This window comes from Nocardioides ferulae (assembly GCF_003660455.1).
Lineage (GTDB): Bacteria > Actinomycetota > Actinomycetes > Propionibacteriales > Nocardioidaceae > Nocardioides > Nocardioides ferulae.
Map to the genome: position 1 here is coordinate 77,532 of NZ_QZVR01000007.1, position 14,944 is coordinate 92,475.

Consider the following 14,944-nt stretch of genomic DNA (forward strand, 5'->3'; position numbering starts at 1 on the left):
GGGGACCCGGGCCGGCCGGCCGAACCGTCAGCCGAGCGCCTTCTCGGCGGCGGCGGCCAGGTCGGACTGCATGCCGTCCACGTCACCCGTCGAGCCGTACTTGGCCACGGCGGAGGTGATGTCGGTCAGCCACGAGATCGGAGCGGCTGCGCCGTGCGCCAGCGAGGAGGCGATGTCGTCTTGGGCATAGGACTCGATCGCGGTCTGCTGGTAGGGGCCGAAGTCGGAGGTGTCCGCCTCGACGTTGGCCGGGATGGAGCCCTTGGCCTTGTTGAACGCCTCCTGGCCCTCGGGGCTGGCCAGCGTGTCGAGCCAGGCCTCGGTGGAGTCGGGCTCCGGGGTGCCGACGGGCATCGTGAAGGAGTCGGCGAGGAAGTCGAAGACGCCCTGGGTGCCCGGGACCGGGTAGGCGAGGTAGTCGGTGTCGAGCACCTTGCCCTGCTCCTCGAAGGCCGCGACGGCCCAGTCGCCCATCACGTTGAACGCGGCGTCGCCGTCGATCACGAGCTGGGTGGCGTCGGGCCAGTCGAGGGACTGGCGGTCCTGGTTGGTCATGCCCATCAGGGTGTCGTAGTCGGCGAGCGCCTCCTTGACGTCGTCGCCGGCCCAGTCGGTCGTCCCGTCCCACAGGCCGTTGTAGCCCTCGACACCGAGGTCGGCGAGCAGCACGGTCTCGAGCAGGTGGACCTGGGTCCAGTCGGTGGCGATCGAGAGCGGGATCAGGCCGGCGTCCTCGACCTTCTCGAGGTCGGCGATCCAGTCGTCGAGCGTCTCGTACTCGGCGGCGGGGTCGAGCCCGGCCTTCTCGAGCGCGGCCGGGTTGGCCCAGACGACGTTCGCGCGGTGGATGTTCGAGGGCACCGAGTAGATCGCGCCGTCGACGGTGAGCCGCTCGAGCAGCGGCTCGGGGAAGTAGTCGGTCCAGCCGTTCTCCTCGTACAGGCCGCTGATGTCCTCGATCTGCCCCTGCTCGATGTAGTCGGTGAGCTCGGCCCCCGCGTGCGCCTGGAAGGTGCCGGGCGGGTCGTTGGTCTGCAGGCGGGAGGCGAGCACGTTCTTCGCGTCGCTGCCCGCGCCGCCGGCGACGGCGCCGTTGACGAACTCGATGTCGGGGTACTGGTCGTTGAACACCTCGACCAGGGCGTCGAGGCCGGCCTTCTCGCTGCCCTCGGCCCACCAGGTGAAGACCTCGACCTTGCCGGACGCCGAGCCGCTGCCACCACCGTTGTCGTCGTCGTCACCGCAGGCCATCGGCGCCATCAGCGCACCGGCGGCCACGATCGCGGTCACCACACGTCGCGTGCGTGTCATCTCTCCTCCAGATCCGCCGGCCAGTGAGGGCCGGACCCGCCAGGGCGAGCGATGTGCTCACCGTGGACTTCTTGTCCGGGTGACGCGGTCTCGCCACCCGTGTGTTGCACGGTAGGAGTGACGTTACTGCCGGTCAAGACATAATTTCGCAACCTTCTCCAGATCGTTATGCACATCATTGGGACTAATTCCGGTAGTCTTCCGGCATGGCCGGATCCTCGCAGTGGCCGCGACTGACCGCTCGCGACCGACTCCTGCACGTGCTCGGCACCGAGGGGGCACTGTCGCGGTCCGACCTGGTGCGACGCACCGGCCTCTCCCGGTCCACCATCACCACGCTCGTGGCCCAACTGCTGACCGAGCAGGTGCTGGTCGAGCGCCAGGACCGCGGTACGCCGCTGAACGGTCGCGGCGGGCGGCCGCCGATCCTGCTCGAGCTGGCCGAGCCGGCCGGCGTGGTGCTCGGCCTCGACCTCGGCCACCGGCACATCCGGGCCGGCCTGGCGCGGCTCGACGGCACGATGCTGGCCGAGCGTCTGCTCGCCCTGGACGTCGACGCCTCGCCCGCGGCATCGCTGGACCGGGTGGCCGGACTGGTCGAGGCACTCCTGGACGAGTCCGGCCACGACCGTGCCGACGTCCGCGCCGTCGGGATGGGGATCCCGGGGCCGGTCGACCGCACGGGCACGATGACGTCGGGCATCCTGCCGCGCTGGCGGGGCACCCGACCCGGCGAGGCGCTGACCGCCCGCACCGGCCTGGTCGCCCGCGTCGACAACGACGCTCACATGGGCGCACGGGGCGAGCTGGCCTACGGCGCCGCCCGCGGGCGGCGCGACGTGATCTACGTCAAGACCTCCACCGGCATCGGCTGCGGGATCATCATCGACGGCAAGCTGGTCGGTGGCGCGACCGGCATCGCCGGAGAGCTGGGCCACGTCCAGGTCGACGAGCACGGGATCATCTGCCGCTGCGGCAGCCGCGGCTGCCTGGAGACAGAGGTGTCCGGGCCCAAGCTGGTCGAGCTGCTGCAGCCCGCCTACGACGAGCCGCTGACCATCCCTCGCGTGATCGCGCTGGCCGAGGACGGCGACGCCGGGGCGAACCGGGCACTCGGCGACGTCGGCCGCCGGATCGGCCGGGTGCTCGCGGACATGTGCAACCTGCTCAACCCCGAGCTGGTGGTGACCGGTGGCGCGATCGGCGCCTCCCCCGCCTTCCTGGCCGGCGTCCGGGACGCCATCGACCGGCACGCCCAGCCCACCGCCGCGGCCGCCGTTGAGGTGGCGCCCGGCGCCCTGGGTGAGGACGCCGAGCTCCGCGGCGCCATCTCGGTGGCACTGGAGGTCGGGGCGCCGCCGGCGATCCCTCGCTGACCTCACCCTCGCCGGAGGGCGTGGGTGCTGCCAGACTCCGTGCCGTGACCGACCCACGGACCTCCCCCCGCCCCGTCGACCGCGCGCGAGGTGAGGCCGGTGCCTGATCTCGAGGAGCAGCTGAGCGACGGGGTGCTGCGGCTCACCTTCAACCGGCCGGAGGCGTTCAACGCGCTCAACGACGTCATGGCCGACGGGCTGGCCGACCTGTTGGAGGGGGCCCGGGCCCGAGACGAGGTGCGCGTGGTGGTGATCAGCGGCACCGGGGCCGCGTTCAGCGCCGGCGCGGACATCTCCGGCGAGGACGCCCACGAGAACTTCGACATCACCGCACTCGACCGCGCCAACCGGATCGTGCGCGCGGTGGTCTCGCTGGACAAGCCGGTGCTCGCGGCGGTGAACGGCGTGGCCGCCGGGGTGGGCTGCTCGATCGCCCTGGCCGCCGACCTGGCCGTCGCCGCCGAGTCGGCCTCGTTCGTGCTGGCGTTCTCGCGGATCGGGCTGATGCCCGACGGCGGGGCCAGCGCGACCGTCGCGGCCGCGGTCGGCCGGGCCCGGGCGATGCGGATGGCGCTGCTCGCCGAGCCGCTGGCCGCCCGCGCGGCGTACGACGCCGGACTGGTCTCCCACGTGGCCGGCGACGCGGACTTCCCGGCCCTGGTCGACAAGCTCGCCGCCCGCCTGGCGGCCGGCCCGCCGCTGGCGTTCGCGGCGACCAAGAAGGCGATCAACGCCGCGACGCTGGCCGGCCTCGACGCCGCCCTCGAACGGGAGCGCACCGGCCAGGCCGTGCTGCTGCGTACCGCCGACGTCGCCGAGGGCATGCGCGCCTTCACGGAGCGGCGGCGTCCAGTGTTCCGCGGGGAGTGAGGGGCTGAGCGCGACTGCCCCGGTGCCGCGATCGCTATCTGCCGGCCACTGGCTGTCTGCTCGAGGGTCAGCTGGCGCGAGGACGGCCGGGACGCCGTGCTCGCGGGCGATGTCGACCGCCGTGCGGGCTACACCCAGAACACGGCGTCCCCCGACGATGGCAACCTGGTCGGCAGGGTACGGCGCGAGGTGGTGCTTGACGCCGTGCTCGGCGCGGGTTCCACGCACGTCGGGGCGGGTGATGTGCACGAGCGAGTTGCGAGGAGTCCAGAACGGCAGGTCAAGCTCCAGCGCCGCGCTGTCGTGGCTGAGGACGTGAGGGGAGCTCATCGCTGCGCTCGCAGCGCGTGCTCGATAGCGGGCGATGTCGCGTTCTCCGAGCTGCTCCCAGAACGGGGCGAGGGCGTAGACCCCGCGCCTGACAGCGACCCACTGGCCACGTCTGACCGCCTCGTGGATCTGCTGTTCGCCGAGTCCGGCCTGGCGTGCCTGCCTGCGGGTCAGCAGCTGCCCGTGTTGGGCGAAGATCGCAACGACTCTCGGGTCCATGAACAGCGAGGGTGACCGCCAACGGCCTCCAGCCGCCTTCCTCGCCCGGCTCACCTGTGGACGACCGAGCCGACCGCACTGTTGTGGATCGCTGCGGGCGCCCGTCCCTGGGCCCGACCCCTGAGTGGGCTGACGCGGGCCGCCGCCAGCTGTAACGCGGTGTCCGGGTATCCACCGCGGTGGATACCCGGACACCGCGTTACAAGCGGCGGGGCCGACGACCTACGACTCCCCAACAGATCCTTGACAGTCGGCTTGGGGTGGCTCCAAACTCTCCAACAACGATTGGGGGGTCACCATGGCCGACGACGAGACCGCAGCCCTGCGGTCCCTGGCACACCCGGTGCGGCTGCAGATCCTGTCGCTGCTGACCGGCACCGCGATGAGCGCCGCCGAGGTGGCCCGCGAGCTGGAGCTGACCCACGCCAACGCCTCGTACCACCTGCGGGTCCTCGCTGCGGCCGGCGAGGTGGTCGAGGCCGGCGAGGAGCGCATCCGCGGCGGCGTGGCCAAGCGCTACCGGCACCCCTGGCGCGAGGTGTTCGAGGGCGAGTCGGCGCAGCCCGGGCGGGTCAGCCCCGAGCACGCCCGGATGCAGGTGCGGGCGATGTCGAGTGAGCTGGTACGCCGCTTCGACCGGCGGCGGGCGGGCGCACCGGCCTCGCTGACCGACGCCGAGCTGTGGGTCGAGCCCGAGGTGTGGGAGCAGGTGCGGGGGCTGGTGATGGACGCCGCCGCCCTGCTCCACGACCAGGCCCGACCACCCCACGCCGAGGGGACCGTGCGCGTCAACCTGACCGCCGCCGCCTTCACGATGGAGACGGACCGATGACCTGGCGCAGCTCGTTCGGCCCGCTGCGCGACCGGCGATTCCGGTGGTACTTCGCCTCGCGCGCGGTCGACCTGATCGGCGACGTGATGGGCGGCATCGCCCTGGTCTTCGCGGTGCTGGCGGTGAGCGACTCCCCCAGCGCCCTGGGCATCGTGCTCGCCGCGCACAGCATCCCGATGGTGGTCCTCCTGCTGATCGGCGGGGTGCTGGCCGACCGGTTCGGGCGGACGCTGGTGATCCAGGTCAGCAACCTGACCGCCGGCGCCACCCAGCTGGCCATGGCCGCGCTGATCATCACCGGAGCCGCCGAGATCTGGCAGCTGGCGGCCCTGACCGCGCTCAACGGGGTGGCCGCGGCCGCCAACCAGCCGGCCCTGGCCGGGCTGCTCCCCCAGCTGGCGCCACGAGACCAGCTCCAGTCGGCCAACGCGCTCAACGCCCTGCTGCGCAACCTCAGCCTGGTCATCGCCCCCACGCTCGGCGGTCTGCTCGTGGTCACCGTCGGGGCCGGGTGGGCCGTGGCGGTCAACGGCGTGACCTACTTCGTGGCCGCCGCCCTGCTCGCGCCGATCAAGCTGCCGCCGCGGACCACGAGCGGGAACGGCGTGGTCGCCGACCTGCGCGAGGGCTGGACCTACGTGCGGAGCACGACGTGGCTGTGGGTGGTCGTGGTCGCCTTCGGCGTGCTCAACGCGGTCTACAGCGGTGGCTTCCGCACGCTCGGCCCGGCCCTGGCCGACGGCAGCGAGCTCGGCGAGAAGGGCTGGGGGCTGATCCTCTCCGCGGGCGCCGCCGGCCTGGTGGTGACCTCGCTGGTGCTGCTCCGGGTCCCGCTGCGGCGGCCGCTGCTCGTCGGCGTGCTCGGCTGCACCCTGTACGGCGCCCCGATGGTCGCGCTGGGGCTGACCACCGAGCTGTGGGTGGTCGCGCTCGCCGCGTTCGTCGGCGGGGCCGGCATCGAGGTGTTCGGGGTGGCGTGGGAGCTCACCATGCAGGAGCAGGTGCCCGACGGGATGCTGTCGCGGGTCTACTCCTACGACATGCTCGGCTCGTTCGTCGCGATCCCGGTGGGCCAGCTCGCGTTCGGGCCGCTCGGCGCGGCCCACGGCCTGCAGCCGGTCATCCTGGTCGCCGGGGCGGCGTACACCCTGATCGCGTTGGCCATGCTGCTGAGCCGGTCGGTGCGTACGCTGCCCCGCCACCCGGACGCCGACGTGACGGAGCCGGCGGGGCTACCGGTGTAGCCCCGCCGGCCCTCGTCGCGAGCGGTCAGCCGGCCGGGAAGGTGACGGTCAGCGGCTCGCCGCCGACCACGAGCCTCCAATCGACCGAGGCGAACTCGGCCGGGTCGATGACCTTGTGCTCCAGCACCCAGTCGATGAGGAGCTGGCGGATCTCGTTCTGCCGGTTGTAGACGACCGGCGCGGTCGGCACGTGCGGGAACCCGCCGCCACCGGACTGCCGGTAGTTGTTGACCGCCATCACGAACTGCTGGTCGTCGGTGACGGCGGTGCCGTCGTAGGCCAGGTTCTTGATCCGGGAGCCGACCGGCTGGGCCAGGTCGATGTCGTAGGTCAGCGGCGCGTCGAGCCCGGCGACCGAGTCGAAGTTGTAGTCCGGGGTGCCGTTGGGCGCCGTCTCGGTCACGGCGTTGGTGACCTCGCCGACCGGTGCGGTCGTCGTGGTGACGGTCTTGAAGTAGCGCGCCGAGAACTCGAGGTACTCCGCGAGCTGCTTGCCGGTGATGCGCACTCCGAGCAGGGTGTTGTCGTAGATGTAGAGGCCGGCCACGTCGCGCACGCTGACCTCCCCCTGGGGGAAGACCGCCCCGCGCGCGAACGGCGCCGCGATCGACAGCACCGGTAGCGCGGCGTCCGCGCCGGTGAGCCCGGCCTTCACCGCCCCGGCCTGGACGTACTGGACGAAGTCCATGATCGCGATGTCCTCGACGACGCCGCGTTCGGCGCGCAGCTCGCTCACCGAGGTGCCGACGACCGAGTTGACGTAGCCCACCACGGTGTCGTGCTGCTCGCGCAGCGCCGCGGCCACCTCGGCGTCCTCCTCGACGGTGTTGGAGTTGAGCACCTGCCCGCCCGAGGAGACCAGCACCCACTTCAGCCGACCCTTGCGGCTGTAGGTCTCCTGCACGACGAAGTCCATCACCGCGAGCCGCATGCCCCAGTAGTAGGGCTCGACGAGCAGGACCTGCTGGCCGGTCTCGGCGTTGCGGACGAACCGCTGCGGGATCTCCTTGTGGGCGTGGCCCACCAGGATCGCGTCGACGTTGGGCACCTGCTCGGCCACGAGCGAGGCTGCGTTCTCGGGGAACGGCAGGGCGTCGCCGTAGGAGGAGGACGTGTCCGCGCCGGAGTGGGCCGAGACGATGACCAGGTCGCAGCCCTTCTTCTTCATGATCGGCACGAACTTCTGCGCCTGCTCCACCAGGCCCGGGAACTCCATCTTGCCCTCGACGTTGGCCTTGTCCCAGATCGCGATGCCGGGGTTCGTGAGGCCGAGGACGCCCACGGTGAGGGTCCGCCCGCGGCCCACCCGGTAGCGCTTGATGACGTACGGCGGGAACATCGGCCGCTTGGTGGCCGGGTCGACCGCGTTGGCGCCCAGCAGGGGGAAGTCGAGCTGGTCCTCGAAGGTGCGCAGCAGGTCGAGGCCGTAGTTGAACTCGTGGTTGCCCAGCGCCGCGGCGTCGTAGCCGACCAGGTTCATCGCGGTCGCCATCGGGTGGACGACGTCGCCCCCGATCGGCTTGATCTTGGCGTAGTAGTAGGCCAGCGGGGTGCCCTGGATGGTGTCGCCGGCGTCGAGCGTGAGCACCGGGTGCGGGTTCCGCTTGGCGGCCAGCTCGGCTCGCACGCCCTTGACCAGCGTGGCCACCTTCGCCAGGCCGATGTCGTCGTGGGTCTTGTTGTCGAACTCGGCGTTCTTGAAGTAGTCCCAGTTGTAGACGTTGCCGTGCAGGTCGGTCGTGCCGAGCACGGTGACCCGGATCCGGCGACCCGGCGTGCCTCGCTGCACGTCCTCGTCGGCCCACGCGGCCGGGGAGTAGCCGGCGGCGGCGAGGGCGGCGCCACCGGTGAGCGCCCCGGTCAGGAGCGCCCGGCGGGTAGCGGGCATCGGCGCGGTGGCGTCGACGGCGGCAGGGGCGGTGGGGGTGGAGTCAGGTGAGCTCATCACACTCTTCCCGAAGGGTAGGGATGCCGACGGTCGCCGGCCATCACGTTCTACTCCTCCCGCCGCACGCGTGGGTCACGGACAGGTCACTTTCACCCGCCGGGGTGGACGGCGCCGCTCAGCGGGTGCCGGACGTCACGCCGACGACTCGCCCCAGCGGCCCGCGAGGGTGCGCAGCACGGTGAGGTTGCGGTTGGTGGCCACCCCGAGATGGCGCTCGACGAGCGCGTTGGTGAGCTGGGAGGTGTGGTAGTCGCCGTCGATCATCAGGTGCACCGCCCGGCCGCCGACGCGCGCGAGCTGCCCGACGTCTTGCAGCGGCGCGACGGCCGCGCGGAACGCCTCGAGCGCCTCGTCGTCCGGCGCCTGCTTGAGCAGCGAGACGTAGTGGCGCCCGGGCTGATCGGAGGGGTGTTCGGCGGCGAACCGCTCGGCGTCGGCGTCGATGGCGACGAGCTCGGCGGGCCTCAGCACGATCGTGGGCACCTCGAACCCGCGGTCGGCGTGGAAGGCCGCCTCCAGTGCCGTCTCGACCTTGCGCACCGACCGCGACGCGAAGTCGAGGCGGACGTTGCCGGTGTTGATGTAGGTCTCGACGCGAGCCCCACCCGCGGCCTCGACCGCCCGCGCGATGTCGGCCTTGGGGAACTTCCGCTTCGCGCCGAGGTTGATCGCCCGCAGGAACGCGACGTACGTCGTGGGTCTCACGACCGCCATGATGGCCGACGCGGGGCGACGTCCGCCACGCCTGGGACGCAGCAGTCAGAGGTTGCCGCGCGCCTCCTGCTCGCGCTCGATGGCCTCGAACAGCGCCTTGAAGTTGCCCTTCCCGAAGCCCAGCGAGCCGTGCCGCTCGATCAGCTCGTAGAACACGGTCGGCCGGTCGCCGACCGGCTTGGTGAAGATCTGCAGCAGGTAGCCGTCCTCGTCGCGGTCGACCAGGATCCGGCGCCGCTTGAGCTCCTCGATCGGCACCCGCACCTCGCCGATCCGGGCGCGCAGCTCGGGGTCGTCGTAGTAGGAGTCGGGGGTCTCGAGGAACTCCACGCCCTGGGCGCGCATCCCGTCGACGGTGGTGAGGATGTCGCCGGTCGCCAGGGCGATGTGCTGGCAGCCGGGGCCGGCGTAGAACTCGAGGTATTCGTCGATCTGCGACTTCTTGCGGGCCACCGCCGGCTCGTTGAGCGGGAACTTCACGCGGTGGTTGCCGCTGGCCACCACCTTGCTCATCAAGGCGGAGTAGTCGGTGGCGATGTCATCGCCGATGAACTCGGCCATGTTGGTGAAGCCGAGCACCCGGCGGTAGAAGTCGACCCACTCGTCCATCCGGCCGAGCTCGACGTTGCCGACGCAGTGGTCGACGGCCTGGAACAGCCGCCGGGGGTGCCCCTCCGGGCGGGTGATCGTGGACTGCGCCGCGACGTAGCCGGGCAGATAGGGACCGGAGTACGCCGATCGGTCGACGAGGGTGTGCCGGGTCTCGCCGTAGGTGGCGATCGCGGCGACCCGCACGGTGCCGTGCTCGTCGGAGACGTCGTGCGGCTCCTCGAGCACGGTGGCCCCGCTCGCGCGGGCGTGGTCGACGCAGCGGTCGACGTCGGGCACCTCAAGGGCCAGGTCGACCACCCCGTCGCCGTGGCGGCGGTGGTGGTCGAGCAGCGGGCTGTCGGGGGTCACGCCGCCGCTGAGCACGAACCGGGCGCTGCCGGAGCGCAGCACGTAGGACTTCGAGTCACGGGTGCCGGTCTCGGGGCCGCGATAGGCGACCAGGTCCATGCCGAACGCGAGCTGGTACCACGCGGCCGCCTGGGTGGCGTTGCCGACGACGAACCCGACGGCGTCCATGCCGGTGACCGGGAACGGGTCGCTGCTGTCGTCGTACTCGACGAGCCCGACGAGCTGGCGCAGCTGCTCCAGGGTGAGGTCGGCGCGCAGCTCCTCGGTGGTCAGGGCGCGGGTCTGGGGTGCTCCCGAGGTGACAGTCATGGCGGCGACCCTGCCGAGACCACGGCAACCTGTGCAACAGTGACCCAGATCACTGAGCAATCTGAGCAGTCCGGAGGCTGACCATCGACGACCTCGACCGCAATCTGCTCACCCTGTTCGCCGCCGAGCCCCGCATCGGCGTACTGGAGGCCTCCCGGCGGCTGGGGGTGGCCCGCGGCACCGTCCAGGCGCGCCTGGACAAGCTGGCCGGCTCCGGCGTGATCATCGGCTGGGGCCCGGACCTCTCCCCCGCCGCCCTCGGCTATCCGGTGACGGCGTTCCTGACCCTGGAGATCCGCCAGGCCGCCCGTCAGGGCGGCCACGACGCCGTCGGCAGGCACCTCGCCGCCATCGCCGAGGTGCTCGAGGCGCACACGACGAGTGGGGCCGGCGACATGCTGGTGCGGGTGGTGGCGCGCTCCAACGCCGACCTGCAGCGCGTCATCGACCAGGTGCTCGCCGAGCCCGCCATCACCCGGTGCACGACGGTGATCGCACTGGCCACCCAGGTGCCGCACCGGGTGCTGCCGCTCGCCGCCCGCGGGGGTCCCCCCGGGGGTTCTTTACCTTCACCGGCTCAGCGCGACCGGTGAGCGGCCGATGGGACTCTCGACGACCTGTCGAGATGGCCGCCGGACGACCGGCGCCGCGTCCCAGAGGAGGCCCCCCATGCGCGCACTCTTGCGACGCTTCGACAACCTGCGGATCGGAGTCCGGCTGGCCGCCGTGTTCTCGATCTGCGGGCTGCTCATCGGCACGGCGGTGGCGTTCTACGCCTACGCGTCGGCCGGCACGGAGAGCGACCGCGACGAGATCGCGCGGGTCAAGGAGGCCCAGGGCATCGCCGACGACCTGCTGATCGCCATCAACGACATCACCGGCTGGCAGGGCCTCTACATCGGCGATGTCGCGGCCTATGGCGTGAAGAACGGGCTCGCCGACGACGGCTACAACGTCCAGGGCTTCGCCGAGGCGCAGGCCGGCATCGAGCAGATGTTCGCCGAGATGGACCGTTCCGAGCTGACCGCGGACGAGGACGCGATCATCGACGAGGTCCAGGCCAGCTTCGACCAGTTCTTCGTGGAGGACCTGGTCCTGCGCGACATGCTGCGCAGCGACGGTCTCGACGCCCTGCCCGCCGTGATGGACAGCATCAACAACGGCGCGGCCGGCGAGGCCTGGTCGGCGACGTACGACTCCAGCGACCGCTACTCCCAGCTCATCGACGCCCGGGTGGAGAAGCTCGAGAAGGCCATCGAGGACCGCACCTCCTACGAGCGCACCCGCGTCTACTCGATCCTGGGCTTCGCCATGCTGCTGACCGTGGTGCTGCTGGTCATGGTCACCCGCTCGATCAGCCGCCCCATGCGACGGATGGTCGAGCAGCTGCGCGAGGTGGCTGCCGGGCACCTGGACACCCGCACCGCGCTGGGCCGCCACGACGAGGTCGGCCAGATGTCGACCGCGCTCGACGAGGCGCTCGAGACCCTGACCGACTCGATGCGCCAGATGGACGCCAACGCCCAGGCGCTGGCCAGCGCGTCCGAGGAGCTCTCCAGCGTGTCGGCCCAGATGAACGGCACCAGCGCGGAGGCCGCCGCGCAGACCGAGCTGGTCGCGGGCGCGGCCGAGCAGGTCTCGCGCAACGTGCAGACCGTGGCCGCGGGCACCGAGCAGATGTCGGCGTCGATCCGCGAGATCGCCAAGAACGCCGCCGACGCGGCCGGGGTCGCCACCCGCGCGGTCACCACCGCGGAGTCGACCAGCGGCACGGTGGCCAAGCTCGGCGAGTCCTCCGTCGAGGTCGGCAACGTGATCAAGGTGATCAACGCGATCGCCGAGCAGACCAACCTGCTCGCCCTCAACGCCACCATCGAGGCCGCCCGCGCCGGCGAGGCCGGCAAGGGCTTCGCGGTCGTCGCCAACGAGGTCAAGGAGCTGGCCCGCGAGACCAGCCAGGCCACCGAGGACATCAGCCGCCGGATCGAGGCGATCCAGGCCGACACCAGTGACGCGGTCACCGCGATCACCGAGATCTCCTCGATCATCGCCCAGATCAGCGACACCCAGACCACGATCGCCTCGGCGGTCGAGGAGCAGACCGCGACCACCAACGAGATGGCCCGCAACGTCTCCGAGGCCGCGAGCGGCTCGACCGAGATCGCCGACAACATCACCGGCGTCGCCCACAGCACGGCCGAGACCACCACGGCGGCGGGCAGCACCCAGCAGGCCGCCGACGAGCTGGCCCGGATGGCCGCCGACATGCAACGCCTCGTGGGCCGCTTCACCTACTGAACCCGGATCCGGGCAGAACCCAGACACCGCCCGCCGGCACCTCCGGCGGGCGGTGCTGTCGGTCCGGGCAGATCGGGACGTTGGTCCCTCGGTCGCACCGACTCCCCCGCCGATGGGTGCTCTCGGACGAAGCGGGGGGCAACGGAGCCTCCTCGCGGACGAGGAGACGGGCGTGCCCAGGATGCTGCGACGAGTGCGTGACCTACGGATCGGGATGCGACTCGGGGCGGTCTTCCTGGTCTGCGGCGCCCTGATCGGCGCCGCGCTGGCGTTCAACTTCAAGGCACAGGCCGACGTCTCCACCGCCCGCGACGAGGTCGACCGCGTGGAGGCCGGCCAGCAGATCGGTGACCACCTGCTCGTCTTCATCAACGAGATCACCGGTTGGCAGGGGCTCTACCTCGCCGACGTCGGCGCCTACGGAGTCGAGGCGGCCATCGCCGAGGACGCCTACAACCTGGTGGGCTTCGAGCAGTCCCGGGCCGCCATCGAGGAGCTCTACGCGACGGCCGACCTATCGATGCTGACACCTGCGGAGAAGGCGATCATCGCCGACACCGAGGAGTCCTTCGGCGAGTTCTTCGCCGAGGACGCGAAGCTGCGGGCGATGCTGGCCAGCCAGGGCGAGAAGGCGATGGGCCCGGTCATGGACAGCGTCAACGGCGGCGACGCCGGCGCGGCCTGGTCCGCGGTCTACGACGCCGTCACCGCCTTCAACGAGTCGATCCAGGCGCGGGTCGACGACCTGCGCGCGGACGCCGAGAGCGAGGAGTCCGCGGGCCGGCGGAACGTGCTGATCGGCCTCGCCCTGGCGAGCCTGGTCACCCTCCTGCTGCTGGCGTCGGTGACCCGGTCGATCAGCCGGCCGCTCAAGCGGGTCGTCGAGGAGCTGCGGCTGGTCGCGTCGGGCCGGCTCGACGTCCGCTCGGGAGTCACCGGCAACGACGAGGTCGGGCAGATGTCCGAGGCCCTCGACGAGGTGCTCCGCTCCCTCTCGGACTCCCTGCGCCAGATCGGCGCGAACGCCGAGGCCCTCACCTCCGCGTCGGAGGGGCTCTCGTCGCTGTCGGGTGACCTCACCGGCGCGGCCACCACCTCCTCGGCGCAGGTCGAGCGGGTCTCCGGCGCCGCCGAGCAGGTCTCCACGAACGTGCAGACGGTGGCCGCCGGCACCGAGGAGATGTCGGCGTCGATCCGCGAGATCGCCCGCAACGCCGCCGACGCCGCCTCGGTCGCCGAACGGGCGGTCGGCGCGGCCCAGGCGACCAGCGCGACCGTCGCCCGGCTGGGCGAGTCCTCGGTCGAGGTCGGCAACGTGGTGAAGGTGATCAACGCGATCGCCGAGCAGACCAACCTGCTGGCGCTCAACGCGACGATCGAGGCCGCCCGGGCCGGCGAGGCCGGCAAGGGCTTCGCCGTCGTCGCCGGAGAGGTCAAGGAGCTGGCCCGGGAGACCGGCCAGGCCACCGAGGACATCAGCCGCCGCATCGACGCCATTCAGGCCGACACCCGCGACGCGGTGGTCGCGATCGGCGAGATCTCGGCGATCATCGCGCAGATCAGCGACAGCCAGACCACCATCGCCTCGGCCGTGGAGGAGCAGACCGCCACCACCAACGAGATGAGCCGCAACGTGGCCCAGGCCGCCTCGGGGTCCGGCGAGATCGCCGGCCACCTGGCGGGTGTGTCCCAGGCCGCCGTCGACAACACGGTCGCGGCCGAGAGCACCAAGCAGGCCGCGGACGAGCTCGCCGGCATGGCCGCCCACCTGCAGCAGCTGGTCGGGCGTTTCTCCTACTAATCCTGCTGACCTGGCTGGCCTGGCTGATCCGGCTGGGCCGGCTCGGCGCCGGTCAGCCGCTCGGCCAGCGCGCTGGCGGCCGCGACGACCCGCGGCCCCACCAGCGCGGCGTCCAGGGCGCCCAGCGTCACGATGCCGACGCTGGCGGACAATCCGTCCACGCCCAGCACCGGGGCGGCCAGCCCGCTGGCCCCCGGCTGGAGCTCGCCGCTGCTGACTTCGTACGCCGCCCGCTCGCCGTCCGGGCCCGGGGTGGCCGGCACCGCCAGCCCGATCGCTCGGCCGGCCGCGCCCACACCGAGCGGGTGCCGCGAGCCCACCCGGTAGGCGACGTGGAAGTCGGTCCACGACGGTTCGACGACGACCATCGCCACCGCCTCCTCGCCGTCGGCGACGCTGAGATGGGCGGTGGCGCCGACCTCCTCGGCCAGCGCCCGCAGCACCGGCGTCGCGACGTCGCGCAGCACGGGCCCGGCCGCTGCCGCGAGCCGCAGCACGCCCAGCCCGACGTGCAGCCGGCCCCGGGAGTCGCGCCGCACGAGCCCGCGCTGCGCCAGCGTGTTCACCAGCCGGTGCACGACCGTGCGGTTGACGTCCAGGCGCGCCGCCAGCTCGCTGACGGTCAGCCCGCCGTCGGCCGCGGCCAGCGCGTCGAGGACCCGCAGCCCCCGGTCGAGGGTCTGGGAGGTCTCGGCGGCCATGCCCGGGAGTGTAGGGAGCCCGCGGCCGGCC

At 72.0% G+C, this 14,944-nt stretch carries 12 protein-coding genes and 1 pseudogene; 7 read left to right on the plus strand and 6 right to left on the minus strand.

Going from position 1 to position 14,944, the window contains the following annotated elements; genetic code table 11:
• Positions 1-27: 27 nt before the first annotated feature.
• Positions 28-1,311 (minus strand): ABC transporter substrate-binding protein, encoded by a 1,284-nt coding sequence (locus tag D6B71_RS10465; protein ID WP_121254745.1) that lies wholly within the window; start codon positions 1,309-1,311, stop codon positions 28-30.
• 206 nt (positions 1,312-1,517) lie between these two features.
• Here D6B71_RS10465 and D6B71_RS10470 point away from each other — a divergent pair, with 206 nt between their 5' ends.
• Together D6B71_RS10470 and D6B71_RS10475 are read left to right on the plus strand one after the other, a co-directional pair.
• A complete protein-coding gene (locus D6B71_RS10470) occupies positions 1,518-2,687 on the plus strand; it encodes an ROK family transcriptional regulator (protein ID WP_121254747.1) in 1,170 nt (389 codons plus the stop codon).
• A gap of 99 nt (positions 2,688-2,786) precedes the next feature.
• A complete protein-coding gene (locus tag D6B71_RS10475) occupies positions 2,787-3,557 on the plus strand; it encodes an enoyl-CoA hydratase-related protein (protein WP_121254749.1) in 771 nt (256 codons plus the stop codon).
• 408 nt (positions 3,558-3,965) lie between these two features.
• Here D6B71_RS10475 and D6B71_RS23930 read toward each other — a convergent pair.
• Positions 3,966-4,106 (minus strand): annotated as a pseudogene (locus tag D6B71_RS23930) (type IV toxin-antitoxin system AbiEi family antitoxin domain-containing protein); the annotation flags it as partial.
• A gap of 298 nt (positions 4,107-4,404) precedes the next feature.
• Here D6B71_RS23930 and D6B71_RS10485 point away from each other — a divergent pair.
• Both D6B71_RS10485 and D6B71_RS10490 read left to right on the plus strand, forming a co-directional pair.
• Positions 4,405-4,938 carry an ArsR/SmtB family transcription factor gene (locus tag D6B71_RS10485; protein ID WP_121254751.1) on the plus strand — a complete coding sequence of 178 codons (534 nt, stop codon included), beginning with the start codon at positions 4,405-4,407 and terminating at the stop codon, positions 4,936-4,938.
• Positions 4,935-6,182 (plus strand): MFS transporter, encoded by a 1,248-nt coding sequence (locus D6B71_RS10490; RefSeq protein WP_121254753.1) that lies wholly within the window; start codon positions 4,935-4,937, stop codon positions 6,180-6,182. The genes D6B71_RS10485 and D6B71_RS10490 overlap by 4 nt, the downstream gene beginning before the upstream one ends.
• 25 nt (positions 6,183-6,207) lie before the next feature.
• Here the strand turns inward: D6B71_RS10490 and D6B71_RS10495 are convergent, their stop codons facing one another.
• The 3 genes from D6B71_RS10495 to hppD all read right to left on the minus strand — a co-directional run bounded on the left by D6B71_RS10495 (position 6,208) and on the right by hppD (position 10,113).
• Positions 6,208-8,127 carry a bifunctional metallophosphatase/5'-nucleotidase gene (locus D6B71_RS10495; RefSeq protein WP_240641304.1) on the minus strand — a complete coding sequence of 640 codons (1,920 nt, stop codon included), beginning with the start codon at positions 8,125-8,127 and terminating at the stop codon, positions 6,208-6,210.
• A gap of 135 nt (positions 8,128-8,262) precedes the next feature.
• Positions 8,263-8,835, minus strand: coding sequence for a DUF1697 domain-containing protein (locus D6B71_RS10500; protein ID WP_240641305.1), 573 nt, complete (start codon positions 8,833-8,835; stop codon positions 8,263-8,265).
• A 54-nt stretch (positions 8,836-8,889) separates the two neighbouring features.
• On the minus strand, positions 8,890-10,113 hold the full coding sequence (gene hppD, locus D6B71_RS10505) for a 4-hydroxyphenylpyruvate dioxygenase (RefSeq protein ID WP_121254757.1): 1,224 nt from the start codon (positions 10,111-10,113) through the stop codon (positions 8,890-8,892).
• Between the two features lie 83 nt (positions 10,114-10,196).
• Here hppD and D6B71_RS10510 point away from each other — a divergent pair, with 83 nt between their 5' ends.
• The 3 genes from D6B71_RS10510 to D6B71_RS10520 all read left to right on the plus strand — a co-directional run bounded on the left by D6B71_RS10510 (position 10,197) and on the right by D6B71_RS10520 (position 14,212).
• Positions 10,197-10,706, plus strand: coding sequence for an Lrp/AsnC family transcriptional regulator (locus D6B71_RS10510; protein WP_121254758.1), 510 nt, complete (start codon positions 10,197-10,199; stop codon positions 10,704-10,706).
• A gap of 76 nt (positions 10,707-10,782) precedes the next feature.
• Positions 10,783-12,411 carry a methyl-accepting chemotaxis protein gene (locus D6B71_RS10515; protein ID WP_121254760.1) on the plus strand — a complete coding sequence of 543 codons (1,629 nt, stop codon included), beginning with the start codon at positions 10,783-10,785 and terminating at the stop codon, positions 12,409-12,411.
• 181 nt (positions 12,412-12,592) lie between these two features.
• Positions 12,593-14,212, plus strand: coding sequence for a methyl-accepting chemotaxis protein (locus D6B71_RS10520; RefSeq protein WP_121254762.1), 1,620 nt, complete (start codon positions 12,593-12,595; stop codon positions 14,210-14,212).
• Here D6B71_RS10520 and D6B71_RS10525 read toward each other — a convergent pair.
• Complete coding sequence (locus D6B71_RS10525) at positions 14,209-14,913, minus strand: IclR family transcriptional regulator (RefSeq protein ID WP_121254764.1); 705 nt, start codon at positions 14,911-14,913, stop codon at positions 14,209-14,211. The two genes, D6B71_RS10520 and D6B71_RS10525, sit on opposite strands and share 4 nt — an antisense overlap.
• Between the last annotated feature and the right edge of the window lie 31 nt (positions 14,914-14,944).